Source organism: Rhodoplanes sp. Z2-YC6860 (genome assembly GCF_001579845.1).
In the GTDB taxonomy this organism is placed as follows: Bacteria; Pseudomonadota; Alphaproteobacteria; order Rhizobiales; family Xanthobacteraceae; genus Z2-YC6860.
Genome location: NZ_CP007440.1, coordinates 267,719 through 290,688, shown reverse-complemented (window position 1 = coordinate 290,688; position 22,970 = coordinate 267,719). Strand labels below are relative to the sequence as shown.

The 22,970-nt window shown below is 63.8% G+C and carries 24 protein-coding genes and 1 pseudogene; 12 read left to right on the top strand and 13 right to left on the bottom strand.

Annotated elements, in window-relative coordinates:
* Positions 1–7: 7 nt before the first annotated feature.
* The 5 genes from RHPLAN_RS01320 to RHPLAN_RS01300 form a co-directional block, all read right to left on the bottom strand.
* Positions 8–322, bottom strand: a complete 315-nt coding sequence (locus RHPLAN_RS01320; protein WP_068013186.1) for a type II toxin-antitoxin system PemK/MazF family toxin — start codon at positions 320–322, stop codon at positions 8–10.
* Between the two features lie 17 nt (positions 323–339).
* Positions 340–582 (bottom strand): AbrB/MazE/SpoVT family DNA-binding domain-containing protein, encoded by a 243-nt coding sequence (locus RHPLAN_RS01315; protein ID WP_068013184.1) that lies wholly within the window; start codon positions 580–582, stop codon positions 340–342.
* Positions 583–701: 119 nt separating this feature from the next.
* Positions 702–1,268: a Smr/MutS family protein gene (locus RHPLAN_RS01310; RefSeq protein WP_068013182.1), complete on the bottom strand. Its 567-nt coding sequence runs from the start codon at positions 1,266–1,268 to the stop codon at positions 702–704.
* A complete protein-coding gene (gene mltA / locus RHPLAN_RS01305; RefSeq protein WP_084244131.1) occupies positions 1,265–2,695 on the bottom strand; it encodes a murein transglycosylase A in 1,431 nt (476 codons plus the stop codon). Before mltA ends, RHPLAN_RS01310 begins: the two co-directional genes overlap by 4 nt.
* Positions 2,692–3,396: a Tim44/TimA family putative adaptor protein gene (locus tag RHPLAN_RS01300; protein WP_237180019.1), complete on the bottom strand. Its 705-nt coding sequence runs from the start codon at positions 3,394–3,396 to the stop codon at positions 2,692–2,694. The genes mltA and RHPLAN_RS01300 overlap by 4 nt, the downstream gene beginning before the upstream one ends.
* 206 nt (positions 3,397–3,602) lie before the next feature.
* Here RHPLAN_RS01300 and RHPLAN_RS01295 point away from each other — a divergent pair, with 206 nt between their 5' ends.
* Both RHPLAN_RS01295 and secB read left to right on the top strand, forming a co-directional pair.
* Positions 3,603–4,088, top strand: coding sequence for an FxsA family protein (locus tag RHPLAN_RS01295; protein ID WP_068013177.1), 486 nt, complete (start codon positions 3,603–3,605; stop codon positions 4,086–4,088).
* 116 nt (positions 4,089–4,204) lie between these two features.
* Positions 4,205–4,696 carry a protein-export chaperone SecB gene (gene secB / locus RHPLAN_RS01290; protein WP_068013176.1) on the top strand — a complete coding sequence of 164 codons (492 nt, stop codon included), beginning with the start codon at positions 4,205–4,207 and terminating at the stop codon, positions 4,694–4,696.
* Positions 4,697–4,706: 10 nt separating this feature from the next.
* Here secB and dnaQ read toward each other — a convergent pair whose 3' ends face one another.
* From dnaQ to RHPLAN_RS01270, 4 genes are read right to left on the bottom strand one after another with little or no spacing between them, the layout of a single operon-like run.
* A complete protein-coding gene (gene dnaQ, locus RHPLAN_RS01285) occupies positions 4,707–5,432 on the bottom strand; it encodes a DNA polymerase III subunit epsilon (RefSeq protein ID WP_068030345.1) in 726 nt (241 codons plus the stop codon).
* 35 nt (positions 5,433–5,467) lie between these two features.
* A complete protein-coding gene (gene coaE, locus RHPLAN_RS01280; RefSeq protein WP_068013175.1) occupies positions 5,468–6,064 on the bottom strand; it encodes a dephospho-CoA kinase in 597 nt (198 codons plus the stop codon).
* 5 nt (positions 6,065–6,069) lie between these two features.
* Positions 6,070–6,678 carry a Maf family protein gene (locus RHPLAN_RS01275; protein WP_068013173.1) on the bottom strand — a complete coding sequence of 203 codons (609 nt, stop codon included), beginning with the start codon at positions 6,676–6,678 and terminating at the stop codon, positions 6,070–6,072.
* Between the two features lie 12 nt (positions 6,679–6,690).
* Positions 6,691–7,533, bottom strand: a complete 843-nt coding sequence (locus RHPLAN_RS01270) for a pyruvate, water dikinase regulatory protein (RefSeq protein WP_068013172.1) — start codon at positions 7,531–7,533, stop codon at positions 6,691–6,693.
* Positions 7,534–7,897: 364 nt separating this feature from the next.
* On the opposite strand from RHPLAN_RS01270, the gene hemE reads away from it, so the two are divergent.
* From hemE to rho, 3 genes are all read left to right on the top strand, one after another.
* Entirely contained in the window at positions 7,898–8,932 is a 1,035-nt protein-coding gene (hemE, locus tag RHPLAN_RS01265; protein ID WP_068030342.1) for a uroporphyrinogen decarboxylase, read from the top strand.
* 72 nt (positions 8,933–9,004) lie between these two features.
* Complete coding sequence (hemJ, locus tag RHPLAN_RS01260; RefSeq protein WP_068013170.1) at positions 9,005–9,427, top strand: protoporphyrinogen oxidase HemJ; 423 nt, start codon at positions 9,005–9,007, stop codon at positions 9,425–9,427.
* 249 nt (positions 9,428–9,676) lie between these two features.
* Entirely contained in the window at positions 9,677–10,942 is a 1,266-nt protein-coding gene (gene rho / locus RHPLAN_RS01255; protein ID WP_068013168.1) for a transcription termination factor Rho, read from the top strand.
* A gap of 141 nt (positions 10,943–11,083) precedes the next feature.
* Here the strand turns inward: rho and RHPLAN_RS01250 are convergent, their stop codons facing one another.
* Positions 11,084–13,135, bottom strand: a complete 2,052-nt coding sequence (locus RHPLAN_RS01250) for a thioredoxin domain-containing protein (RefSeq protein WP_068013166.1) — start codon at positions 13,133–13,135, stop codon at positions 11,084–11,086.
* A 165-nt stretch (positions 13,136–13,300) separates the two neighbouring features.
* On the opposite strand from RHPLAN_RS01250, the gene RHPLAN_RS01245 reads away from it, so the two are divergent.
* The 7 genes and pseudogenes from RHPLAN_RS01245 to RHPLAN_RS01220 all read left to right on the top strand — a co-directional run bounded on the left by RHPLAN_RS01245 (position 13,301) and on the right by RHPLAN_RS01220 (position 19,857).
* The gene (locus RHPLAN_RS01245) at positions 13,301–13,504 is read left to right on the top strand and encodes a cold-shock protein (RefSeq protein WP_068013165.1); all 204 of its coding nucleotides are present in this window, start codon (positions 13,301–13,303) and stop codon (positions 13,502–13,504) included.
* A 175-nt stretch (positions 13,505–13,679) separates the two neighbouring features.
* A pseudogene (locus RHPLAN_RS41140) lies at positions 13,680–13,736 on the top strand (hypothetical protein); the annotation flags it as partial.
* Positions 13,737–13,865: 129 nt separating this feature from the next.
* Positions 13,866–15,212: a tRNA uridine-5-carboxymethylaminomethyl(34) synthesis GTPase MnmE gene (gene mnmE / locus RHPLAN_RS01240; RefSeq protein ID WP_068030339.1), complete on the top strand. Its 1,347-nt coding sequence runs from the start codon at positions 13,866–13,868 to the stop codon at positions 15,210–15,212.
* Positions 15,213–15,311: 99 nt separating this feature from the next.
* Positions 15,312–17,180: a tRNA uridine-5-carboxymethylaminomethyl(34) synthesis enzyme MnmG gene (mnmG, locus tag RHPLAN_RS01235; RefSeq protein WP_068013164.1), complete on the top strand. Its 1,869-nt coding sequence runs from the start codon at positions 15,312–15,314 to the stop codon at positions 17,178–17,180.
* Between the two features lie 13 nt (positions 17,181–17,193).
* On the top strand, positions 17,194–17,874 hold the full coding sequence (gene rsmG, locus RHPLAN_RS01230; RefSeq protein WP_068013162.1) for a 16S rRNA (guanine(527)-N(7))-methyltransferase RsmG: 681 nt from the start codon (positions 17,194–17,196) through the stop codon (positions 17,872–17,874).
* Positions 17,875–17,880: 6 nt separating this feature from the next.
* Positions 17,881–18,837 carry a ParA family protein gene (locus tag RHPLAN_RS01225; protein WP_084244129.1) on the top strand — a complete coding sequence of 319 codons (957 nt, stop codon included), beginning with the start codon at positions 17,881–17,883 and terminating at the stop codon, positions 18,835–18,837.
* Between the two features lie 129 nt (positions 18,838–18,966).
* Positions 18,967–19,857: a ParB/RepB/Spo0J family partition protein gene (locus RHPLAN_RS01220; protein WP_068030333.1), complete on the top strand. Its 891-nt coding sequence runs from the start codon at positions 18,967–18,969 to the stop codon at positions 19,855–19,857.
* A gap of 6 nt (positions 19,858–19,863) precedes the next feature.
* On the opposite strand, the gene RHPLAN_RS01215 is transcribed toward RHPLAN_RS01220, so the two are convergent.
* The 3 genes from RHPLAN_RS01215 to holA all read right to left on the bottom strand — a co-directional run bounded on the left by RHPLAN_RS01215 (position 19,864) and on the right by holA (position 22,948).
* Entirely contained in the window at positions 19,864–20,844 is a 981-nt protein-coding gene (locus RHPLAN_RS01215) for an ABC transporter substrate-binding protein (protein WP_068013161.1), read from the bottom strand.
* A 17-nt stretch (positions 20,845–20,861) separates the two neighbouring features.
* A complete protein-coding gene (locus RHPLAN_RS01210; protein ID WP_084244127.1) occupies positions 20,862–21,845 on the bottom strand; it encodes a Bug family tripartite tricarboxylate transporter substrate binding protein in 984 nt (327 codons plus the stop codon).
* Positions 21,846–21,916: 71 nt separating this feature from the next.
* A complete protein-coding gene (gene holA / locus RHPLAN_RS01205) occupies positions 21,917–22,948 on the bottom strand; it encodes a DNA polymerase III subunit delta (protein ID WP_068013157.1) in 1,032 nt (343 codons plus the stop codon).
* Positions 22,949–22,970: the final 22 nt, after the last annotated feature.

Genomic DNA, 22,970 nt, shown 5'->3' with positions numbered 1-22,970 from the left:
CGTCGATCTACTCGGCGAACATTTCGCGCAAGGCCGCAAGCGCAGCCGTCAGCGTCTTGCGCTCGACCGTGCCGATCTGGCGCGTCAACGCATGCTTCTCGACGGTCTTGATCTGATCGAGATGGATCACCGCAGGCTGGCCCGAAAGCATCGTCGGCACTCGATAGGCGGCGTGGCTGTTGCTGTGGCCGATCGGCGCAACCGTCACGACGCCGAGGTGGTCGTGAATTTCAGGCGGCGACAGGACCACGCACGGGTGCGGCTCCGCGTTCGCGCTGCCATCGGCGGCCAGCACCAGCCACACGTCGCCGCGGCTCACCATGCCGACGCTCCTAACTCCTATCGCCTGGACCCCTGCCCGTTCGGCCAGATGCGGCCGGCTTCGCCGGCCTGCGCCAGCGCCTTGCTGTCGGCGGCCCAGCCGGCCCGCACCTCGGCGCGAACCGGCGCCAGCACGATGCGACCCTTCTTGTTGACCTTCATCGTCACCACGTCGCCCTCAACGATGCCGGCCTCGTCCAGCAACGGCTTGGGGATGATCACGCCATGGGAATTCCCGACTTTGCGGACCTGGCTTTTCACCGGCGGCTCCGTACTTGTTATAACTTCGTTATCCAAACGGCGAGGTCGTCTAGTTATAACACGACAACTTAGCCCCTGCAGCAAGGCCTCTTAGAACTTTGTTATAACTAACAGAAACCCTAACGGCCCTTCCGGAGCGTGACGTAAAGCGCGCCCTCGCCGCCATGGCCGATCGCGGCGGCCTCGAAACCGACGGCCAGAGAACGGAACTCGGGAAGCCCCAGCCAAAGCGGCACCATGCGCTTGAGGACGCCGCGCTCGGCCAATGGGTCACCGCCGCGGCCGCCCTTGCCGGTGATGACCAGGACGACCCGGGCGCCTCGCGCCTGCCGACTTGCAAGGAAGTGCAGCAGCGCGCCGTGCGCATCAGCCTGGGTGAAACCGTGCAGGTCGAGCCGACCGTCGATCGCGTGCGTGCCGCGCGCAATGCGCTGCTTGAGCTTGCGGCCGAGCGGCGCAAGCGGTGGCGGCGCGGCGGGTCGCGGCGGAGAAACCGCTACAGGTGACACGGGTTTGCCGGCGGGCTTTTTATGAGCTGACGCCGCTCGCGCTTTTGCCGGAGGCTTCTCGATTTCAGCAGCCTCGGCCGGCGATTTGCGCTTCGGCGGCCGGCGCAACGGCGAGATCGAACGGACGACGCCCTCCCACAGGGCGGTCTCCTCGTCGCTCAGCCGTCGCCGGCTCATCCCTTGTGCTTGGACTTGCGTTTCTTCGGCGCGCCGTCGTCGTCGCCTTCGCTTGCGGCTTCTTTTTTCTTTGCGCCCTTCTTGGCCGCGGCCGCGACGCCTTTGACCGGTTTGTCGTCTTTCGCGTGGTCAGCCGCGGCTTCGATCTTGGCCTGATTGTCGTTGAATTCCCGAACCTGCTGCTCGGTCGGCCGCGGGCGCGGCAACGGAATGTCGCCCTTCAGCACCCTCGGATCGAGTTCGTGCGGCACCAGCATCACGAAGCGCCCGGGGTTCTTGATGCGTCCCGCAATGCTCTCGGCCTCGTCGCCGGCGCCAAAATAAAGATCGGCGCGCGCGGGCCCGACGATCGCACCGCCGGTGTCCTGCGCAATCATCAGCCGGCGGAAACGCGTGGTCGATTGCTCGGTTTCGATCGGCAGCTCAGCCGAGATGAAGAACGGCGTGCCGTAGACGTGCAGATTGCGGTCGACCGCGATCGAGCGGCCGGGCGTCAGCGAAATGCCTTGGGCGCCGAGCGGCTCCTGCTCGCTGCTCAGGTTGGTCTCGCGAAAGAACACGTAGGACTTGTTGCGGCGGCGCAGTTGATTGCCCTCTTCGGGGTTGCGCTCCATCCAATCGCGGATGCGGTCCATCGACATGTCTTCCTTGGACACGATCTTGCGATCGATGAGATAGCGTCCGACCGCGTAATACGGATGCCCGTTGGCGGCCTGATAATTCAGCCGCATGGTCGCTCCGTCATCCAGCCGCACCCGCACCGAGCCCTGGATGTGGATGAAGAAGGCATCGACCGGATCCTTCAGCCAGCAGATTTCGAGATTGCGCCCCGCCAGCACGCCGTCGTCGATCGCGGCACGGTCGTGATAAGCGACCAGCTTGCGCTTGCGGGCCTTCTTTTTGCCGACCGCGGCACCCGCAATCATCATGCGTCCGCCGGGCAGCAGATTGTCGGGCTTGCGATAGAGCGGCCAATCATAGCCCTTCACGTGATCGCGCGTGCCCTGAACGATCGGCTCGTAATACCCGGTGAGGAAGCCATCCGGCGTACCGAGCGGCGAAATCCGCATCGGCGTGAAGTTGTTCTCGAAGAATGCGCGCGCGGCACCCGGTTTGTTGACGTCGACGTCGTTGGCTTTGACGCAGACATTGTAGAGCGCTGTCCGCATCGGCTGGCCTTCGCGCGACGCCGCAGTGCTGCGCAACAGCGCCCTGCAGCTGTTGCGGAACGAAGCGAAGCCTGCGTCGTGATCGTCTTCGGCCCAACCGTCGATGTCGGAGAACAATGCCGGCTCGTATTGGGCGTCAGCAATCTTCAGCGGGTTGCGGCCTTCGGCGTGTGTCACACCGGCCGCGCTCGCAGCGATCAGGATCGCGCTGCCAATCAGTCCTGCTCTGACGCTGCCAGATCCCCGACCCGACGTCATTGCCCCGCTTCGGTCGCCACCAGTTTCCAGTTCGGGTCGCGCGACGTGATATCGCGCGCGAAGGTCCAGACGTCGGTGACGTCGGTCACCTTGTCGGGGTTGCCATCGATGACCGCACCTTGTTTGTCGCGCGTCACCGAGATCAGTTGCGAATGGAAGCGAACCGTGACCTGCGCGGTCTTGCCGCGGAGTTCGGCGCCGGTGAGATCGGCTTTGTCGATTGCCACGAAACGGGACTCGACGGTTTCGCCACGCTGCTCGCGTTCCTTGATCGCGGCTTCGAAGCCGTCATAGACCTCGCGGCCCAGGAGATTCTTGAGCTGGCGGCGGTCGCCGGCGGCAAACGCGGTGACGATCATGTCATAGGCGGCGCGGGAGCCAGTCACGAAATGCTTGGGGTCGAAGCTCTTGTCTTCGCGGGCGATGGCGTCGAGGCCAGAGGCAAGTGCCGAGCCATTCTCGGCAATGCCCTTCCAGCGATCCACCGGCTCTGCGGGCTCCGATGACTTCTGCGTGTCGGGCGCGCGGCCCGGCAGCGCCACCACCTTGTCGCCCGGCGCCGGGCGCATGGCGTCGCGCGCCGACGAATAGGGATCGTAGGGCGGCCGCTCGCGGCCGGTCCGTTGACCGAGCACGCTCCGCAAACGCAGGAAGATGAACACCGCCAGCGCCAGGAAGATGATGGTGTAGATATCAAACACGTATCGCAAGCTCCCGAGGCGGCTGCCGCTCATCCTGGCGGGGCGCGTCAACTAGGGCACGCACACCGTTCCAAGCATATAATCTAGGAACGCGACTGCGGCCATCTAGAGGCGCATCCGTCGACAGAAACAACGCACTCGCCTCGGGTTTGACCATAGACGATCCGAGCCCTTACGCCAACCTCGCCACCACCGGAATTCGGCTCATGGTGAAACGGATTATCATTGCCATTCTGCTGCTTCCGGCGGCTGAAATTGCAGCATTCGTGTTTGTCGCGGCCCTCGTCGGGGTCGTGGGCGCCTTGCTGCTGATGGTCGCGACCACGGTGGCGGGCTTCCTGGTGCTGCGACGTTCCGGCCGCGGCAAAATCGCCAACTTCCGCATCGCGGTGTCCGATGCCGAAATAACCGCCACCGAGGTGAACAGTGCCGGCTTCCTGACAGTGCTGGCCGGGCTGCTGCTGGTCCTGCCCGGGTTCCTTACCGACCTGGTGGGGATCGCACTGCTGATCGCGCCGGTGCGCCAATGGTGCGGCCGCATGGCCCGGCGCTGGTTTCAGAATTGGGCCGGCGGCCAAACGCGTCAGGATCCGTCCGTGATCGACCTTTCGCCAGAGGAGTGGAAACAAGTTCGGGAACGCAAGCTGACGTACCGGCCCAAGAAACCGAAATCACAGCCGAAATCGCATTAAACAAACACGACGGCTCAGGGTGCAGCCGCGGCGCCGGCGCGCCACCCGTTCTTGTCCGGTTCCGGGCGGCGTGTTAGCCACTGCCCGCGCGAAAATCAGATCGATGGAGAGTTTCAGTGAGTGACACGAACGGCGGCCCAGCCCAGGATCCGGGCGCGGGCGCGATGCCTCAGCTCATGGTGCTTGCGCAATACACCAAGGACCTCTCCTTCGAGAATCCGAACGCGCCGCAGTCGCTCGGCCAGAACACCCAGCCGCAGATCAACATCTCGGTGAATGTCGGCGCCAAACAACTCGGGGGGACCGACTTCGAAGTCGAGCTGCGGCTGGAAGGCAAGGCCGAGGCCGCCGGCAGCGTGATGTTCAACATCGAACTGGTGTTCGCCGGCGCGTTCCGCATCCAGAACATTCCGCAGGAAAATCTGCAGCCGGTGCTGATGATCGAATGCCCGCGCATCCTGTTCCCGTTCGCGCGCGAGATCATCGCGACGTCGGTGCGCAACGGCGGGTTCCCGCCGCTGCTGCTCGACCCGATCGATTTCATGGCGCTCTATCAGCAGCGGCTGTCGCAAGCGCAACCGGGCATGCCGGGCGTGGGAACCGCGTAACGCGTCGCGATTATGACGCGGCCCGCTCTTCGGGCTTGGCCTCTGTAGGCCAATATTTTTTCCAGATCGCTTCGTCGCCAAGGGTTGCGACGAATTCGCGGTGTGCGGCGCGCTCGGCATCGGTGATGCGGGGCGTCAGCGGCATGGCGCGTGTCAGCATTGTCGCCGAGACCGTGCGCGTTTCCACCACGCCGGCCACCACCGTGGCGAGGCCCAGGCTGGTCTGTCGCGCGCCGATCAGCTCGATGTAGACCTCGGCCAGCAGCTCGGCGTCGAGCAACGCGCCGTGTTTGACGCGCTTGGAGTTGTCGATCTTGTAGCGCGCGCAAAGATCGTCGAGGCGGTTGGAACCGCCGGGATGCTTGCGGCGCGCCAGCATCAACGTGTCGATCAGGCGCTCGCGGCTGACCACGGTCTTTTTCGCGCGGCCCAGTTCGGCATTGAGGAAGCCGAGATCGAACATGGCGTTGTGCGCGATCAGCGGCGCGTCGCCGAGAAATTCGATCAGCTCTTCCACCTTGTGGGCGAACAGCGGCTTGTCTTTCAGAAAATCGACGCTCAATCCGTGCACATTGAACGCCGCCTCCGGCATGTCGCGTTCCGGATTGAAGTAGCAGTGGAATGTGCGGCCCGATGGAAACCGATTGACCAGTTCGATGCAGCCGATCTCGACCAGCCGATCGCCCTGGTTGGGATCGAGGCCGGTGGTTTCGGTGTCGAAAACGATCTCGCGCATCATGGTCTCTGGGGCGGTGTCGGCGCTTTAGAGAATCAGTTGCGCCGGACCGGCATCTTAGCGACTGCCGCGAGAATTTGGCGCACCTGCGCCCGCGCGTGCTCAATTCCTTGCGAGCTGTCCACCACGAAATCGGCGCGGCGGCGCTTTGCAGCGTCGGGCATCTGGCGCGCCAGCAGCGCTTCCAGCCGTTCCATGTCGATGCCGCGCTCCAGAAGCCGCGCCCGCTGCATCTCGGCCGGCGCCGAAACCACCGCAACGGCATCGACGCGCTTTTCGCCGCCTGTTTCGAATAGCAGCGGGATATCCAGCACCACGATCTTGGCGCCGGAAGCTTCGGCCTTATCGAGGAACTCGGTCTCGGTGGCCCGGACCAGCGGATGCACGATCTGCTCGAGCCGCCGGAGCGCCTCCGGGTTGCCGGCAACGCGCTGGCTTAACGCGCCGCGGTCGACTTTGCCGGCCTTCGCGACGCCCGGAAATGCCGCCTCGATCGGTGCGACAGCTCCACCCTCATAGAGCTTGTGAACCGCAGCATCGGCGTCGTGCACCGGCACGCCCTCCTCGGCAAACAGCCGCGCCGTGGTCGACTTGCCCATGGCGATGGAACCGGTGAGACCGAGCACAAACATCGGTTTCAAGTCGCCAAGAGACCGGCCTGCCGAAGCCAGCCGAGCAGCGGCAACAGAGGCAGGCCGAGCACCGTGAAATGGTCACCCTCGACACGCTCGAACAGCTGAATGCCCATACCTTCGAGCTGATAGCCACCAACGCTCGACAATACTCTGTCGCCGACCGCATCGAGGTAGCTGTCGAGGAACGCGTCGGAAAAGTTCCGCATGGTCAGATGCGCGGCATCGACGGTTTCAAACAGCACCGCGCCGCCGCGCATCACCGCCAAAGCCGAGTTCAGCGTGTGCACATTGCCGCGAAGGGCCGCGACCTGCTCACGCGCGACTGCGCGATCGGGAGCCTTGGAAAAACGACGCTTGCCGAGCGCCAGCGTCTGATCGGCGCCGAGCACCATGCGCTGCGGGTGCTTGGCTGAAACCGCACTGGCCTTCTCGCGCGCGAGCAGTGCCGCGACCCGCCCCGGATCGTCAAAGCCCGCGCGTGCCTCGATTTCGCGCTCGTCGACATCGGCCGGCTCGATATCGATCGGGATGCCGGCGCTTTCCAGGACAGCGCGCCGCGAAGCGCTTTTTGACGCAAGCATCAAGGGATCGGCGGCGAGCCACAACGGCATGACTTCTGACTTTCAAGGTTGCGGCGAAAGGCGCCGGCGGTCGGCCAGGAGCGCGATGATTTCGGCCGCGGTTTCTTCGATCGAGCGGCGCGTCACGTCGATGATCGGCCAGCTATGTTTGGCGCAGAGCTTACGCGCCGCCGCGATCTCGCCGGCAACCGCCTGGCGGTCGACATACTGATCGGCATCGTGCTCGGCGCGCAGGCCGAGCAGGCGATTTTGACGGATCTGCACGATGCGCTCAGGGCTCGCCGTCAGTCCGACCACCAGCGGCTCGATCAAGGTTTCGAGATTGGACGGTGTCGGCACGCCAGGCACCAGCGGAATATTCGCAGTCTTCACGCCGCGGTTGGCAAGATAGATCGAGGTCGGAGTTTTCGAGGTGCGCGACACGCCGACCAGCACCACATCGGCCTGCTCGAGATCGTCGACATGCTGCCCGTCGTCATGCAACATCGTGTAGTTCAGCGCGTCGATGCGTTTGAAATATTCGGCATTGAGTGTGTGCTGCGCACCGATGCGCGGTTTGCTCTCGCCACCGAGATACGACTGGAACAGCTGCAGCACCGGACCCAGAATGGAGAGGTACGGCACGCCGAGACTGCGGCAGGTCTCCTCCAGCCGCGTCGCGAGCTCCCTCTCGAGCAGCGTGTAGAGCACGATGCCCGGAGAATTCTCGATCTCGACCAGCACGCGGTCGAGCTGCTTGTGGGAGCGCACCAGCGGATGCATGTGCTCGACCGGTGACACACTGGTGTACTGGGCCGCGGCCGCGCGCGCGACCGTGATCAACGTCTCGCCGGTGGCGTCCGAGACGAGATGCAGATGGAAGTAACTGGCACCGCGATGAGGCATGGATAAAGGCTACCCGGCCTGTGGATCGAGTTAGGAAAAGGCCACGCCTTCCGGGACGGTGCAAGCACTTCGGTCTGACAACCCTTCAAACCGTCCACACCACTGCAGTTTGGAGCGACAACGGCCCGGTCGCTGAGGATTTTGAGCGGTCCTGAACAGAGCTTTCGTCCGGCCTGGCGAATTCTACGATTACGCTTTGAAAAGACAGCCGAAATCGCTATCCAAAGCAATCCACAGCGGGCCCCCAGCCGCTTGGGGACAATGGCTGCTGTCGTGGATCGCGTGGGGAAGACGAGTCGTGAGTCAAAACCACCGACTAAGAATCACTACAACTAAGAATCTAGTATTTAGAGGTGAAGTGAAGGTGACCGGAGAGCCCGTGCATAAACCGCTCCGCGACGTGCTCGACGGCCAGCGTCAGGCCGTGCCGCCGCTCTGGTTGATGCGCCAGGCCGGCCGCTACCTGCCGGAGTACATGGCGATCCGGAATACCGTCAGCGGCTTCCTCGATCTGTGTTTCACGCCGAAGCTTGCCGCCGAGGTGACGCTGCAACCGATCCGCCGCTTCGGTTTCGACGGTGCGATTTTATTTTCCGACATCCTGGTGATCCCGCAGGCACTCGGCCGTCAGGTGCGGTTTGCTGCGGGCGAAGGTCCGCTGCTCGAGCCGCTCGACGATCCGTCCGCGATGGCTAACCTGCGCGATGCGCTGGACCATGATGTGCTGGCGCCGGTTTATGAAACGATCGGATTGGTCAAAGCGGCGCTGTCGCCGGGCGTCACGTTTCTCGGTTTTTGCGGCGCGCCGTGGACGGTCGCGACTTACATGATCGCGGGCCGCGGCACACCCGATCAGGCGCCGGCGCGGCTGTTTGCCTATCGCCATCCCGATGCGTTCAGCCGCCTCATCGATGTGCTGGCAGAAGCGTCAATTCAATATCTCGTCCGTCAGCTTCAGGCCGGTGTCGATGCGGTGCAGATCTTTGACACCTGGGCCGGTGTTTTGCCACCGCTTGAATTCGAGCGCTGGTGCGTCGCGCCGATGCAGCGCATCGTGGCGGGTGTCCGCCAAGCAGTGCCGGACGCGAAGATCATCGGGTTTCCGCGCGGTGCCGGCAGCAATCTCGGACGTTACGTCGAGAAGATTCCAGTCAATGCCGTCGGCCTCGATTGGATGATCGATTTCGATGTCGCGCGGGCGATCCAGAAACGGCGCCCGGTTCAAGGCAACCTCGATCCGTTGGTGCTGCGCGCCGGCGGAGCGGCCCTCGATCGTGGCGTCGATGCGGTCCTCGAAAATTTCGCCGAGGGGCCGTTCGTTTTCAATCTCGGCCACGGCATTCTGCCTGACACGCCCATTTCGCATGTCGAACAGATGATCCGCCGCGTCCGCGGCTGACGCAATTTCGCGCGCGCCGCGTTGTCTGTGCTATGGGGTGCTCATCAGCGACAGAACCGACCGGACGTTTCCATGTACGAGTGGCTCAAAGCCTTCCACATCATCGCGGTCATCGCCTGGATGGCCGGCATGCTCTACCTGCCCCGGCTGTTCGTCTATCACTGTGAGGCTGACGTCGGGTCGACCCAGTCCGAGACCTTCAAGGTCATGGAACGCCGGCTGCTCAGGGCCATCATCAATCCGGCGATGATTGCGACCTGGGTGCTTGGACTGTGGCTCGCCTATTCGGGCGGCTGGTTCAAGGCGCCCTGGCTTCACGCCAAGCTGCTGCTGGTCATCCTGATGTCCGGCGTTCACGGGGTGTTGAGCCGTCATGTGAAGGACTTCGCCGCCGATCGCCGTCGCAAGTCGCAGAAATTCTTCAGGATTCTCAATGAGGTACCCACCGTCCTGATGATCCTGATCGTGATCCTGGTGGTGGTCAAACCGTTCTGACGACGCCCGATTTGCACTGCGGTGGACCGGCACCCTTGCGGATTCGCCCGTTTTTCCGTATATTTATCAAATCCCTCCGAACGCAGGCGGATGTTGTCGAGTTCCGGTCCCTGAGTACCCGGACCAACCGCCTCATCAGGGTTTAGGCCCTCAATTCAGCCGACACCCAAAGACCTGCGCCCTTCCTGAACGTTCCGCCGTATTCGTTCGTTTTTGGCGACGGCGATCACTCCCAATAGGACAGCCCGCATGCGGGAAATGAAACTCCAAGACCTTAAATCCAAAACCCCCCCTGAGCTTCTGGCGTTTGCCGAGGAGCAGGAAATCGAGAACGCCAGCACCATGCGCAAGCAGGAGCTGATGTTCGCCATCCTCAAGCAACTCGCCACCAAAGAGATCGATATCATCGGCGAAGGCGTCGTCGAGGTGCTCTCCGACGGCTTCGGCTTCCTGCGCTCACCGGAGGCGAACTACCTCCCCGGCCCTGACGACATTTACGTTTCGCCCTCGCAGATCCGCCGCTTCGGCCTCAGGACTGGCGACACGGTCGACGGCCAGATCCGTTCGCCAAAGGACGGCGAGCGTTATTTCGCGCTGCTGAAGGTCAACACGATCAACTTCGAAGACCCCGACAAGGCGCGCCACAAGATCAACTTCGACAACCTGACGCCGCTCTATCCAGAGCAGCGCTTGAAGATGGAGCACGAGGACGCGACCAAGAAGGACCTCTCGGCCCGCGTCATCGACATCGTCGCGCCGATCGGCAAAGGCCAGCGCGCGCTGATCGTGTCGCCGCCCCGCACCGGCAAGACGGTGCTGCTGCAGAACATCGCTCACTCGATCACCGCGAACCATCCCGAGTGCTATCTGATCGTTCTGCTGATCGATGAGCGCCCGGAAGAAGTCACCGACATGCAACGCTCGGTGAAGGGCGAGGTGGTGTCCTCCACCTTCGACGAGCCGGCCTCGCGTCACGTCGCCGTGGCCGAAATGGTGATCGAGAAGGCCAAGCGCCTCGTTGAACACGGCCGGGACGTCGTCATCCTGCTCGATTCGATCACGCGTCTGGGCCGTGCCTACAACACCGTGGTGCCGTCATCCGGCAAGGTGCTGACCGGCGGCGTCGACGCCAACGCTCTGCAGCGGCCGAAGCGCTTCTTCGGCGCCGCGCGCAACATCGAAGAAGGTGGCTCGCTGACCATCATCGCCACGGCCCTGATCGACACCGGCAGCCGCATGGACGAGGTGATCTTCGAAGAGTTCAAGGGCACCGGTAACTCGGAGCTCATCCTCGACCGCAAGGTCGCCGACAAGCGCACCTTCCCGGCGATCGACATCACCCGGTCGGGCACGCGCAAGGAAGAGCTGCTCACGGAAGCGCAGCAACTCAAGAAGATGTACGTCCTGCGCCGCATCCTGAACCCGATGGGAACCATGGATGCGATCGACTTCCTGCTCGACAAGCTGCGCAGCACGAAGAGCAACGCCGAATTCTTCGAGTCGATGAACACCTGATGCGAACACTCGGGGCTGCCGTCATCGCGAGGTGACGGCGGTCACTGATGTGCCGGCCCGGGTGCCGAAGCCCATAAGCCCGCGGCCAACAGGCCCATGTCGTTTGGGCCGGCCGATGCGGCGGCCATTAAATCCAAAAATTCAGCTTGAACGCGGTCGCATCGCATCCACGACCTCGGCGATCTTGGCCGGATCGGTCACCGGCAGCGAGCAGGTCTGGCCGACGCAGATAAATGCTGCACTGACGCCTGCAGCAATTTTCGCCTGCGCCGGGTGCCCCGCCGGCAAGGCGTCGGCCGATGGCGCTCGCAACATGATCCGGTTGAGGTAGGGCAACCGCAGGGCGGCCTCGGAAAAATGGGCGTGCGCAGGACCCGTGACGACGATTTCAGCCGCGTTGAGCCGCAGATCGAGGGCGTTCAACAGCGCCGCATGAGACAGCAGATTGTCGCCTGACTGGGACAGTACGCCGTCGAACAGCCGGTCGGCCCGCTCGCGCCATTGCTCGTCACCGGTGAGGGCCGCAAGGCGCAGCAAATTCTGCGCAGCAATGGCATTCGGGTTGGGCGTGGCCTCGTCGGCCGTCGAGGCGGGCCGCACCACGAGGCCTTCGGCATCGGAGGCGGTCAGGTAATAGCCGCCGTTTTGCGGGTTGGCGTAGGTCGCTTCGAAGGCCTTTTGCCAAGTGAGCGCCTGGTCGAGCCGCTCGCGCCGGCCGGTGGCCTCGTAAAGGGCAATCGCTGCCCGGATCATGCAGGCGAAATCGGAGGCCAAGCCCGGATAGAGCAGTTTACCTTCGCGCCATGAGTGGCCGAGGCGGTCCGCCCGGGTCATGGATTTCGCGATGAAATCGAAGGCTTTATCCGCCCGTGCGATCCAATCCGGCTCGTTCAGCATGGCGCCGGCATTGGCCAGAGCCGCGATCATGAGGCCGTTCCAGTCGGCCAGGACCTTGTCGTCGAGACCGGGCCGAATTCTCTTCTCCCGCAGCATAAAAAGCTTCTGCCGCAGCATGGAAAACTTGGCCTCGTCTTCCTTGCTGCGCGGTAAGTGATTGAGGAGATTGAGGATATTATGGCCCTCGAAATTGCCTTCGGAGGTCACGTCATAATGCTGCACAAAAAGCGCAGCATCCGGACCAAGGGCTTGTTCGACCTCGGCGAGCGACCAGACGTAGTACTTTCCCTCTTCGCCTTCGGAATCGGCGTCGAGTGAGGCTGAAAATGCTCCTTCCGCTGTCGTCATCTCGCGGGCGAGCCAGCCGACGGTTTCTGCCGCGCGTTGCCGGAACAGCGGATTGCCTGAGCGCTGGTATGCAAGCGCCAGGAGCTCGAGAAGCTGGGCGTTGTCGTAGAGCATCTTCTCGAAGTGCGGCACCAGCCAGCGCTCGTCGACCGAATAGCGCGAGAAGCCGCCGCCGAGATGGTCGTAGATCCCGCCTTCGCAGATGTGCTCAAGGGTGTGTTCGATCAGCTTGAAGAAGCGCTCGTCGCCGGTCCGAAGGCCGGCGCGCCACGCCAACTCGTAGAGCGACGCGTTGGGAAATTTCGGCGCGCCGCGCAGTCCGCCGTGTTGCGGATCGAAGGCGCCGCCGATCTGCAACGCAAGCTTGTTGAGATCGTCCGAGCCGATCACGACCTTGCCGACCGGCCGCGCTTTCGTCTCCAGCCGCTCCATCAGCGCATCGCGATTCTGCCCGATTTTGCCGGGTTCTTCGCGAAACAGCCGCGACACCTCGCGCAGCACGTCGACGAAGGCGGCACGGCCATAGCGCGAGGTTTTTGGAAAGTAAGTGCCGCCCCAGACCGGCTCGCCCTTCGGCGTCAGAAACATGGTGAGCGGCCAGCCGCCCTGCTCGCCCAAGTGATGCAGAGCCGACATATAGATCTGATCGATGTCCGGTCGCTCCTCGCGATCGACTTTGATGTTGACGAACAGCTCGTTCATCACCGCGGCCGTGGCTTCGTCTTCGAAGCTTTCGTGGGCCATGACGTGGCACCAATGACACGCCGCATAGCCGACCGACAGCAGGATGGGCTTGTTGGCGCGCTGCGCCTCTTCCAGAGCCTGGGGTCCCCAGGGCCGCCAGTCCACCGGGTTGTTCTTGTGCTGCAGCAGATAGGGGCTGGTCTCGCCGGCGAGGCGGTTTTCTCGGTCAGGGGATGTTTTGGTCAACGTCGGATGTTCGGACATGCTGAGATTTTATGACAAATGCGGCCCTGGGCCATCGGTTCCTGATCGTAATAATTCTCGGTCCGGGATAGCCGCGGCGGCGATACCAGTTTATGTAGTGGGCGCCTCGGTGAGGCAGCGCCGCCCGAAAGGACGGCGAATTTTTTGACGACTTGGAGACTATGAGTGGCTACAGGCACTGTGAAGTGGTTCAACGCGACCAAGGGTTACGGCTTTATCCAACCGCAAGGCGGCGGCAAGGATGTGTTCGTGCACATCTCCGCAGTTGAGCGCGCCGGATTGAGCTCGCTCAACGAGGGCCAGCACGTTGAGTATGAAATCGTTGCCAATCGCGGCCGGGAATCGGCAGAGCAGCTTAAGGTAAAATAAGTCCGGCGGGATCGACGCGCGGCTCGCGCTGCAAGTCGGATCGATGCGTTCTTCGAAGTGAAAGCTCGGGCCAAATGCCCGAGCTTTTTAATTTGTGGCTTTGCCGATCAAACATCGTCGTTGTCGTTGCCGTGTGGCTGTTCAATTCCGGCTGTGATCGCACCGAGCCGAATTCATTTGCGGACTGCGGCAGTCGTTCGTTGCGGATCTGACTCGCGGCAGACGCTTTGTGTCGATGCCGTCGCGCGTTGCCGACGACCTGCTGCACGAGTTCATTCTCTGCGGCGGTGACGGTCGGGCCGGTCGCGCCGTCGGCGATGCGGGATTTCATGAGAGCGCCATCCGGGCTACATGCGTCGGCATGGCTTCGGCACACGACACCATCTTCGCCCTCTCCTCCGGCCGGCTGCCTGCGGCGATCGCGGTTGTGCGGCTGTCGGGTCCGCGCGCCGGGGACGCGCTGAAGGCGCTGACGGGCCGAATCCCCGAGCCGCGCAAGGCTGCGCTCGCACGGGTGCGCGATCCCGCCCATGGCGAGGTGATCGACGAAGCGCTGGCGCTGTGGTTTCCCGGACCCAAAAGCGAAACCGGCGAAGACACCGCAGAACTGCAGCTTCATGGCGGGCGTGCGGTGGTGGCTGCGGTGTTTGCCGCGCTCGGCCGGATGGAAGGTCTTCGGATGGCAGAGCCCGGAGAATTCACCCGGCGTGCGTTCGAGAACGGCCATCTCGATCTCACTGCGGTCGAGGGTCTGGGCGATTTGATCGCCGCCGAGACCGAGGTACAGCGGCGCCAAGCTTATCGCCAGCTCAAGGGCCTGTTGGGCGATCGCGCGGAAGCTTGGCGCAAGCGGTTGATCGAGGCCCTGGCTCTCGTCGAGGCGCGGATCGACTTTTCCGACGAGGCCGACGTGCCGGAGGAGCTGGTCGGGCCGGCTTTGAAAATTGCTGGGGAGCTTGATGCGGAAATTGCTGCAGCATTGGCCAGCGCGGCGCATGGCGAACGGCTGCGTGACGGTCTGGTCGTCGCCATAGCCGGCCCGCCCAATGCGGGCAAGTCGACGCTGTTCAACCGGATCGCCCGGCGCGAAGCGGCGATCGTCTCGCCGATAGCCGGCACCACCAGGGATGTCATCGAGGTTCACCTCGATCTCGGTGGCTACCCGGTGACGCTGCTTGATACGGCTGGAATGCGCGATAGCGCCGATCCGATCGAGCAGGAAGGTGTGCGGCGGGCCAGGGAGCGCGCGCTGACAGCCGATCTGGTGCTGTGGGTGGAAGACGTGACCGAGCCTGCTTTGACAACCGCGCTACTAACAGCTCCCGTCGTCTGGAGAATCGTAAACAAGATAGACCTTAGGAAAATTAATAGGGAACAAGATATAAGATATAAAGTATCAAATACTGAGTTTTATCTTTCCGATAAGGAGGAATATGGGTTCAATTCTTTATTGACCCGGCTGGCCGATTTTGTCGCAACCTATTTTGGTTTGGAACCGGCGCTCGTCAGTCGCGAGCGGCAGCGCACATTGCTGCAATCGACGTCGCATGCCCTCAAAGCTGCTTTGGCTGAAGAGACCCGTGGCCGCGAGGACATCATTGCGGAGGAGCTTCGGACCGCGGCAACAGCGCTCGGCCGGCTCACCGGGCGGGTGGACGTGGAGGATATTCTGGACGTGATTTTCCGGGATTTCTGCATCGGAAAATAAGGCGCTTGCGCCCCGATGTTTCACGTGAAACATCGCTTCAGCGATTCTTTGACCGGCCGCCGCGGCTCCGGTAAAAGCGCACCCATTCGAGATTTGGCCATGGAATCGCGCTTCGACGTCATTGTGATTGGCGGCGGCCACGCCGGCTGTGAAGCCGCGGCCGCGGCGGCGCGCACGGGTGCGAGGACGGCCCTCCTCACTCACCGCTTCTCCACGATTGGCGCCATGTCCTGCAATCCGGCCATCGGCGGCCTCGGCAAAGGACACCTGGTCCGGGAGATCGATGCTCTGGACGGCCTGATGGGCCGCGTGGCCGATCAGGGCGGAATTCAATTCCGGGTTTTGAACCGGCGGAAGGGGCCGGCCGTTCGCGGGCCCCGCGCTCAGGCGGACCGCAAGCTTTACGCCGCAGCGATGCAGCAGGCGATCCGCGCCACGGCCAACCTGGTCGTTCTTGAAGGCGAGGCGGATGAGCTTGTCGTCGGTCAGGGCCGGATCACCGGGGTCCGCCTGGCAGATGGCCGCGAGTTTGGCACCGGGGCTGTGGTCCTGACCACCGGCACGTTTCTCCGGGGTCTGATCCATATCGGCGAGCGGACCACGCCCGCCGGACGCGTCGGGGAGGCGCCGGCCATGGGCCTGTCGCGCTCCTTGGAGCGGATCGGCTTCGCGCTGGGACGTTTGAAGACCGGCACGCCGCCGCGCCTCGACGGGCGCAGCATCGATTGGTCGGCGGTCGAAATGCAGCCCGGCGACGATCCGCCGGAGCCGTTTTCGACGCTGACGGACCGGATTGAAACTCCGCAAATCCAATGCGGCATCACACGCACCACTCCCGAGACCCATGCGGTCATCCGGGCCAATGTGCATCGTTCGCCGATGTATTCCGGCCAGATTCAGAGCCGGGGCCCCCGTTATTGCCCGTCGATCGAGGACAAGATCGTCCGTTTCGGCGAGCGGGATGGGCATCAGATCTTCCTGGAGCCCGAAGGGCTGGACGACGACACCGTCTATCCGAACGGCATCTCGACCTCGCTGCCGGAGGACGTGCAACTCGCCTTGGTGGCGACGATCCCGGGCCTCGAGAAGGTCCGGATGGTCCGGCCGGGCTATGCCATCGAATACGACCACGTCGATCCGCGCGAGCTGAAGAGCACGCTGGAGGCCAAGCGCCTGAAGGCTCTTTTCCTGGCTGGCCAGATCAATGGCACCACGGGATACGAGGAGGCCGGCGCCCAGGGCCTGGTGGCGGGGTTGAACGCTGCCGCATGCGCGGGCCAGGGGCCGGAAATTATCTTCGACCGCGCCGAAGGCTATCTCGGCGTCATGATCGACGATCTCGTGACCCGTGGCATCACCGAGCCGTATCGCATGTTCACGTCCCGGGCCGAGTACCGGCTGACGTTGCGCGCCGATAACGCCGACCAGCGGCTGACCGGGAAGGGGATCGCGATCGGCTGCGTCGGCGCCGACCGTCAGAAGCAGTTCGAGCAGAAGATGACGGCGCTGGAAGGCGCCCGCAGCAAGACCAATGCGCTCTCGATCACGCCGAACGAGGCCGCGGCGTATGGCGTCCAGCTGAAGCACGACGGCCAGCGGCGCACCGCATTCGATCTGCTGTCCTATCCGACCCTGGAAATGGCGGATATCGCCCGGATTTGGCCGGAGCTGTCCGACCTGCCGTCGAAGATCGCCGATCAGCTCGAGATCGACGCCAGGTACTCCGTCTATCTCGACCGTCAGACCGCCGACATCGAATCCTATCGCAAGGACGAGAGCTTCGTGCTCCCGGACGGGCTTGATTATGCCGCGCTGCCGGGCCTGTCGCATGAGATCCGGCAGAAGCTTGCTGCGCACAAGCCTCACACCATCGGCCAGGCCGGCCGGATCGACGGGATCACGCCTGCCGCTCTGACTTTGCTGGTGGCGCACGTCCGGCGCGGCAGCAAGGGCCGCCCGGCCGCCTGAAGAAGGCTGGGCAATGTCCGAGCGTGCTCGTTCCGAGATTTCAGCATCCGACCTCGCGGCGGACAGAGACGCGGCGCTCAGGCTCACCCCTGTTTCACGTGAAACATCGGAGCGCCTCGACAGCTTCGTCGAACTGCTGCTGCGCTGGAGCACGCACACCAACTTGATCGCGCGATCGACTCTGCCAGCCGTGTGGACCCGGCATATCGCCGACTCGCTCCAGCTTCTGCCGCTCGCGACGGAGGCCCGATGCTGGATCGACCTTGGCTCCGGCGCGGGCTTCCCTGGCCTTGTCATCGCATGCGCCCTGGCGGACGAGCCGGGCGCCAAAGTCCATCTGGTCGAGAGCATCGGCAAGAAAGCGGCGTTCCTGCGCGAAGTGGCTGAGCAGCTGCAGCTGCCGGCCGTCATCCATCCTGTGCGTATTGAGGATTTCGGGAAGAACCTCCAATTCAAGCCCGATGTTGTCACCGCACGCGCGCTGGCCCCGCTAGATGAGTTGTTCAAGCTGGCTCAGCCGCTGCTGCGGACCGGTGCCTTGGGGCTGTTTCCCAAGGGACAAGATGTAGAGGCGGAATTGACGAAAGCATCTAAATCTTGGAACATCGAGGCGAGTCTCGTTCCGAGCAAGACCAATCCGTCAAGCCGGATAATCGCCGTGACGAAGCTGCGCCGCCGATCAGAAAAATCGTGAATTATCATGTCAGATCAAGATGATAACAACGTCACTCCGCTCCCTGCGGTCCCGTCGCCCGAGACTGCCGCGTCGGAGGCCGATTCCGCTTCGGTCCCTGTCGAATCCCAGCCAATCGTTTCTTCGGTCGTGGTCCTGGCCGAGCGCACCGAGCCCGCGAAGCCGCCGCGCGTGCTCGCGATCGCCAACCAGAAGGGCGGCGTTGGCAAGACCACGACCGCGATCAACCTCGGCACGGCACTCGCCGCCATCGGCGAGCGGGTGCTGGTCATCGACCTTGATCCGCAAGGCAACGCCTCGACCGGGCTCGGCATCGACCGCCGCAATCGCCGCGTCTCGACCTACGACGTGCTGGTCGGCGAGGCGCCGCTGCGCGAGGCGATCGTTGCGACCGCGGTGCCGCGGCTCTCGCTCGCGCCGTCGACCATGGACCTCTCAGGTCTCGAGCTCGAAATCGGCCAGGCGCGCGACCGCGCCTTCCGCCTGCGCAGCGCGATCACGCCGCTCAACAACGGCAAGTTCGTCGGCGTCGGCGACTTCAGCTACGTGCTGGTCGATTGCCCGCCGTCGCTCAACCTCCTCACCGTCAACGCGATGGCGGCCGCCAACGCGATCCTCGTTCCGCTGCAGTGCGAGTTCTTCGCGCTCGAAGGTCTGTCGCAGCTTCTGCAGACGGTGGAGCAGGTGAAGTCGACGCTCAATCCGGGGCTCAGCATCCACGGCATCGTGCTGACCATGTTCGACGCGCGCAACAACCTGTCGAACCAGGTCGTCGCCGACGTGCGCGAGTTCATGGGCCCGAAGGTTTACGACACCATCATCCCGCGCAACGTGCGCGTCTCCGAAGCGCCGTCCTACGGCAAGCCGGTGCTGGTGTACGACCTCAAATGCGTCGGCAGCGAAGCCTATCTGCGGCTCGCGACCGAAATCATCCAGCGCGAGAAAGAGCTGAAGGCGAGCTAGCGCTGACGTCACGCGCGGCTGAGGGCCGCGTCACTGTCCTCTGCACCAAGAGGACGGCTTGCCGGAATCAGCCGGCGATGACCAAGAAAATGAGGTGACGACGTGAAGTTGATTCCCCAGGAGGCCGCGATGGCCGACGATGCAGCACGCTCACGACTCGGACGCGGTCTTGCTTCGCTGATGGGCGACGTCGGTGTCGAGTCGCAGGCGAACGAGCGCGGCGCGCGCAGTCAGCGCAAAGTGCCGATCGAATTCGTCCGCGCCAATCCGCGCAATCCACGCAAGCTGTTTTCCGAAGCCGAGCTCGCGGAGCTCGCCGACTCGATCCGCGAGCGCGGCATCATCCAGCCGGTCGTGGTGCGGGCGCGCGGCGCCGACAGCTACGAGATCATCGCCGGCGAGCGGCGCTGGCGCGCGGCGCAACGCGCCGGCCTGCACGAGCTGCCGATCGTCGTGCTCGATGTCAGCGACGCCGAGGCGCTTGAGCTCGCGATCATCGAGAATGTCCAGCGCAGCGACCTCAACCCGCTCGAAGAGGCCACCGGCTATCAATCTCTCGGCAAGGAATATAATCACACGCAAGAAGAGATCGCGAAGATCGTCGGCAAGAGCCGCAGCCATATCGCCAACACGCTGCGGCTGCTGAACCTGCCCGAGAAGGTGAAGGCCTATATCAACTCCGGCAAGCTCACCGCGGGTCACGCGCGAATGCTCGTTGGCCAGCCCAACGCCGAAGAGCTCGCCGAGCAGATCGTCAATCAGGATCTCAACGTGCGCGAGGTCGAAGCGATCGCGCGCAAGATGAGCCAGCAGCAGGCGAAGCCCGGAAAGGGCGCTGCGGCGGCCGCGAAGGATCCAGACACGGCGGCGCTCGAGGAGCGGCTTGGCAATGTGCTGGGACTGTCCGTGACGATCAGCCACCGCGCCAGCGGCAGCGGTTCGTTGCAGGTGAAGTACCGCACCTTGGAGCAGCTCGACGACGTGATCGCGCGGCTCGAAGCGGGGCCGAAGCTTCGCTGATCAGAGTCATTCGATCACGTTTGTGGCGAGCACCAGCAGCGACGGCGGAAGCGTCACGCCCAGAGCCTTCGCCGTTTTGAGATTGACCGCGAACTCGAACTTGGTCGCGATCAGCACTGGCAGCGTGGCAGGCTTCTCACCCTTGAGCACGCGGCCGGTGTAGACGCCGGCCTCGCGATACGAGTCGATCTGATCCGGGCCGTAGCTCATCAAGCCGCCCCCCACGACCTGATCGCTGCTGCCAAAGCTCGTCGGCAATTTGTGCTGAGTTGCGAATTTAAGAATCGGCGGTCGCCATAGCCGAAAATCAGCTTGTGGCGCGACGAACAATGCCCCGATCCGCTGTTGCTGCAGCCGCATGAGAGGCGCGTCGATGTCGCCTTTCGGCGAAACTTTTTCGACGTGCAACACCCTTCGCAGCGCATCCGCCGCGGCTTGCGTGTCGCGGATATCGGTCGCGGTGTTGGGATTGTGCTCGGCCGCGAGCATTCCGATCGGGACATGGGCGGGAATGACATCGCACAACAGCTCCAGCCGCTTGGCGACGAGCTTGTTGGACAAGAACGTCACCCCGGTGACGTTCGCGCCGGGACGATTGACACTCGCAACGAGACCCACCTCGACCGGATCGACTCCGGTCACGAAGACGATGGGAATTGTCGTAGTTGCGGCCTTGGCTGCGATCGCCGGCGGCGTCGTGTTGGCGAGGATGACGTTGACCCGTCGCTCGACCAGTTCGGCCGCGAGCGCGGGCAGTCGTGCGTTTTGGCCCTCGGCGTAGCGGTGTTCGAACAGGACATTCCGCCCGACGACAAATCCTACATCACCCAGGCCTTGTTGAATGGCAATGAGCCGCGAGGCCTCGGTTTCACGAGTCTGGCTATGGAGCACCCCGACAACCGGGATCGTCGGTGACTGTGCGCGGACGTTGACCGGTCGCACAATCGGCACGCCGCCGAGCAGCGAAATGAAATCGCGCCGTCTCATGTGCTCCCCCGATGTCGTTACTCCGCAATCATGCCCGACGTTTTGGCGATCGCGCTCCACTTCGCTTTCTCGCTTGCGATGAAAGCGCCAAAGTCGGCGGGCGAGCCCGGTGCGGGCACCGCGCCAAAGTGCGCGAGAGTGTCACGCATCGCCGGCGTCTTGAGGCCATCGTTGATCGCGGCGTTGAGCTTGCCGACAATGTCCGACGGCGTGCCCGCGGGCACGATGACGCCGGTCCAGAACGTCGTCACGTAGTCGGCTACGCCGCTCTCCGTCATGGTCGGCACGTCGGGCAGCAGCGGGTGCCGTGCCGCGCTCGTCACCGCGAGCGCCTTCACCTTCTTCTCTGCGATCAGCGGCAGCAGGATCGAGATGTCCGGAAATGACATCTGCACCTGTTCACCCAGCACCGCGGTGACCATCTCGGCCCCGCTCTTGTAGGGCACGTGCACTGCGCTGATGCCAGTGCGGGCGTTGAGCAGTTCGGCCGCAAGATGCGTCTGGTTGCCGGCGCCGGCCGACGCATAGCTGAGCTTGCCAGGGTTGGCCTTGGCGTAGGCGACAAGCTCCTTGATCGAGTTCGCCGGGAAGTTCGGATGCACGATCAGCACCGTGGTGCTGTCGGAAATTTTCGCAACCGGTGCGAAGCTCGAAACCGGATCGTAGCCGGGATTTTTGTAGAGCGCCGGGACCACGCCGAGCGTGGCGCTGGTGCCGATCAGCAACGTGTAGCCGTCGGGCTCTGCGGTTGCGACTGACCTCGTTCCGGTCGCGCCGCCAGCGCCGGGACGATTTTCGATCACGACCGATTGCCCGAGTGCGGATTGCAGAACCTGTGACACGACGCGCGCCGCGACGTCGGTCGGACCGCCCGGCCCGAACGGCACCACGAGCTTGATGTTCTTCGAGGGATAAGATTGCGCGTGCAGCGCAGAGGTTTCGAAAAGCAACAGCGACGACAAAAGCGCGGCGCAAAGCGCACGACGTTGAATTGCCTGCATCACGACCCCCGGCGGTTCATGGCACGCGTGCCGCGATGGTAGGGCAATTTCCGATGGGAAAGATACAGGCCTTAGCGCTCTTTACGGCGCGCGGTCATTGCGATGGAAAGCAGCGCGCGCTGCGCCAGCGCCTCGGCCAGTGCAGGTGTCTTGCGCACATTGAGCGCGGTCTCGGCAAGCTGCTCCATGGCGCGCGCCAGGCGCGGCGAGGTCCAATTGCGCAGTGCGCCTTCGACGGCGGAACGCCGCGTGAAGTGCACCGGCGGAATGAACGCGCGCATCGCCTCGTCGGTGCTGTCGCCGGCATCCAGCGCGAGGCGCGCTTTGTGCAATTGCGCGACAAAGCGAAGCGCGGTGGACACTATGGTTCCGGGCGAAGTCCCGGCTGCGAGCGCCTTGGCGAATTGCGTTTCCAGATCTGCGGTTTTACCGGCGAAGGCTGAGTCGACCACCGCATCGAGCGCCAGCGCCGACGCGTCGGCCACCACAGCAAACACATCGTCAATCTCGACGCGCTGCTTGCCGTGCGCATAGAGCGCGAGCTTCCTGATCTCGCCGCGCGAGGCCTGCCGGTCACCGCCGATCAGCGACACCAGCGCGGCGCGTGCGTCCGGCGCGATCGCGAGCTTGGCCTGGCGCATCTCGTCGTCGACCAGCCGCCCGAGATCGGCTTCGCCGTCGATGTAGCAGCCGATCGCGGCCGCCGACTTCGCCTTCTCGCAGAGCGAGCGGAGCGGTGCGGTGCGGCGCAGATCGCCGGCTTCGATGACGATGCGGCAGTCGGTGGGCGGTGTGGTCACCACAGCCTCGACCGCCGCCGCGAAGTTGCGGCTGCCGGCCTTCACCCACACGGCGCGCTTGCCGCCGAATAGCGGCACGGTGTGCGCTTCTTCGACCAGCCGCGACGGCTCGGACGCCAGCGTGTCGCCCTCGAGCCGCACCAGCGCGAACGGATCGTTCACATCGTCGACCGATGAACCGATGATCTTTTGGGCGCGCTCGTGCACCAGGCCTGCGTCGGGTCCGTACAGCAGCACGATCGGCTGCGCCGCCGCCGGGCGCGCCACGAAGCTGTCGGCGTCCTTGTTCTTGATGGCCACCATTGGGGGAGCCTGCCTCTTAGCG

What these genes read in the sequence shown, in the direction of transcription:
- RHPLAN_RS01320 (WP_068013186.1), bottom strand. Translation starts at nt 322, where the DNA reads ATGGTGAGCCGCGGCGACGTGTGGCTGGTGCTGGCCGCCGATGGCAGC.
- RHPLAN_RS01310 (WP_068013182.1), bottom strand. Translation starts at nt 1,268, where the DNA reads ATGAGCCGGCGACGGCTGAGCGACGAGGAGACCGCCCTGTGGGAGGGC.
- mltA (WP_084244131.1), bottom strand. Translation starts at nt 2,695, where the DNA reads ATGACGTCGGGTCGGGGATCTGGCAGCGTCAGAGCAGGACTGATTGGC.
- RHPLAN_RS01295 (WP_068013177.1), top strand. Translation starts at nt 3,603, where the DNA reads ATGGTGAAACGGATTATCATTGCCATTCTGCTGCTTCCGGCGGCTGAA.
- dnaQ (WP_068030345.1), bottom strand. Translation starts at nt 5,432, where the DNA reads ATGCGCGAGATCGTTTTCGACACCGAAACCACCGGCCTCGATCCCAAC.
- coaE (WP_068013175.1), bottom strand. Translation starts at nt 6,064, where the DNA reads ATGTTTGTGCTCGGTCTCACCGGTTCCATCGCCATGGGCAAGTCGACC.
- RHPLAN_RS01275 (WP_068013173.1), bottom strand. Translation starts at nt 6,678, where the DNA reads ATGCCGTTGTGGCTCGCCGCCGATCCCTTGATGCTTGCGTCAAAAAGC.
- RHPLAN_RS01270 (WP_068013172.1), bottom strand. Translation starts at nt 7,533, where the DNA reads ATGCCTCATCGCGGTGCCAGTTACTTCCATCTGCATCTCGTCTCGGAC.
- hemJ (WP_068013170.1), top strand. Translation starts at nt 9,005, where the DNA reads ATGTACGAGTGGCTCAAAGCCTTCCACATCATCGCGGTCATCGCCTGG.
- rho (WP_068013168.1), top strand. Translation starts at nt 9,677, where the DNA reads ATGCGGGAAATGAAACTCCAAGACCTTAAATCCAAAACCCCCCCTGAG.
- RHPLAN_RS01250 (WP_068013166.1), bottom strand. Translation starts at nt 13,135, where the DNA reads ATGTCCGAACATCCGACGTTGACCAAAACATCCCCTGACCGAGAAAAC.
- mnmE (WP_068030339.1), top strand. Translation starts at nt 13,866, where the DNA reads ATGGCTTCGGCACACGACACCATCTTCGCCCTCTCCTCCGGCCGGCTG.
- mnmG (WP_068013164.1), top strand. Translation starts at nt 15,312, where the DNA reads ATGGAATCGCGCTTCGACGTCATTGTGATTGGCGGCGGCCACGCCGGC.
- rsmG (WP_068013162.1), top strand. Translation starts at nt 17,194, where the DNA reads ATGTCCGAGCGTGCTCGTTCCGAGATTTCAGCATCCGACCTCGCGGCG.
- RHPLAN_RS01225 (WP_084244129.1), top strand. Translation starts at nt 17,881, where the DNA reads ATGTCAGATCAAGATGATAACAACGTCACTCCGCTCCCTGCGGTCCCG.
- RHPLAN_RS01220 (WP_068030333.1), top strand. Translation starts at nt 18,967, where the DNA reads ATGGCCGACGATGCAGCACGCTCACGACTCGGACGCGGTCTTGCTTCG.
- RHPLAN_RS01215 (WP_068013161.1), bottom strand. Translation starts at nt 20,844, where the DNA reads ATGAGACGGCGCGATTTCATTTCGCTGCTCGGCGGCGTGCCGATTGTG.
- RHPLAN_RS01210 (WP_084244127.1), bottom strand. Translation starts at nt 21,845, where the DNA reads ATGCAGGCAATTCAACGTCGTGCGCTTTGCGCCGCGCTTTTGTCGTCG.
- holA (WP_068013157.1), bottom strand. Translation starts at nt 22,948, where the DNA reads ATGGTGGCCATCAAGAACAAGGACGCCGACAGCTTCGTGGCGCGCCCG.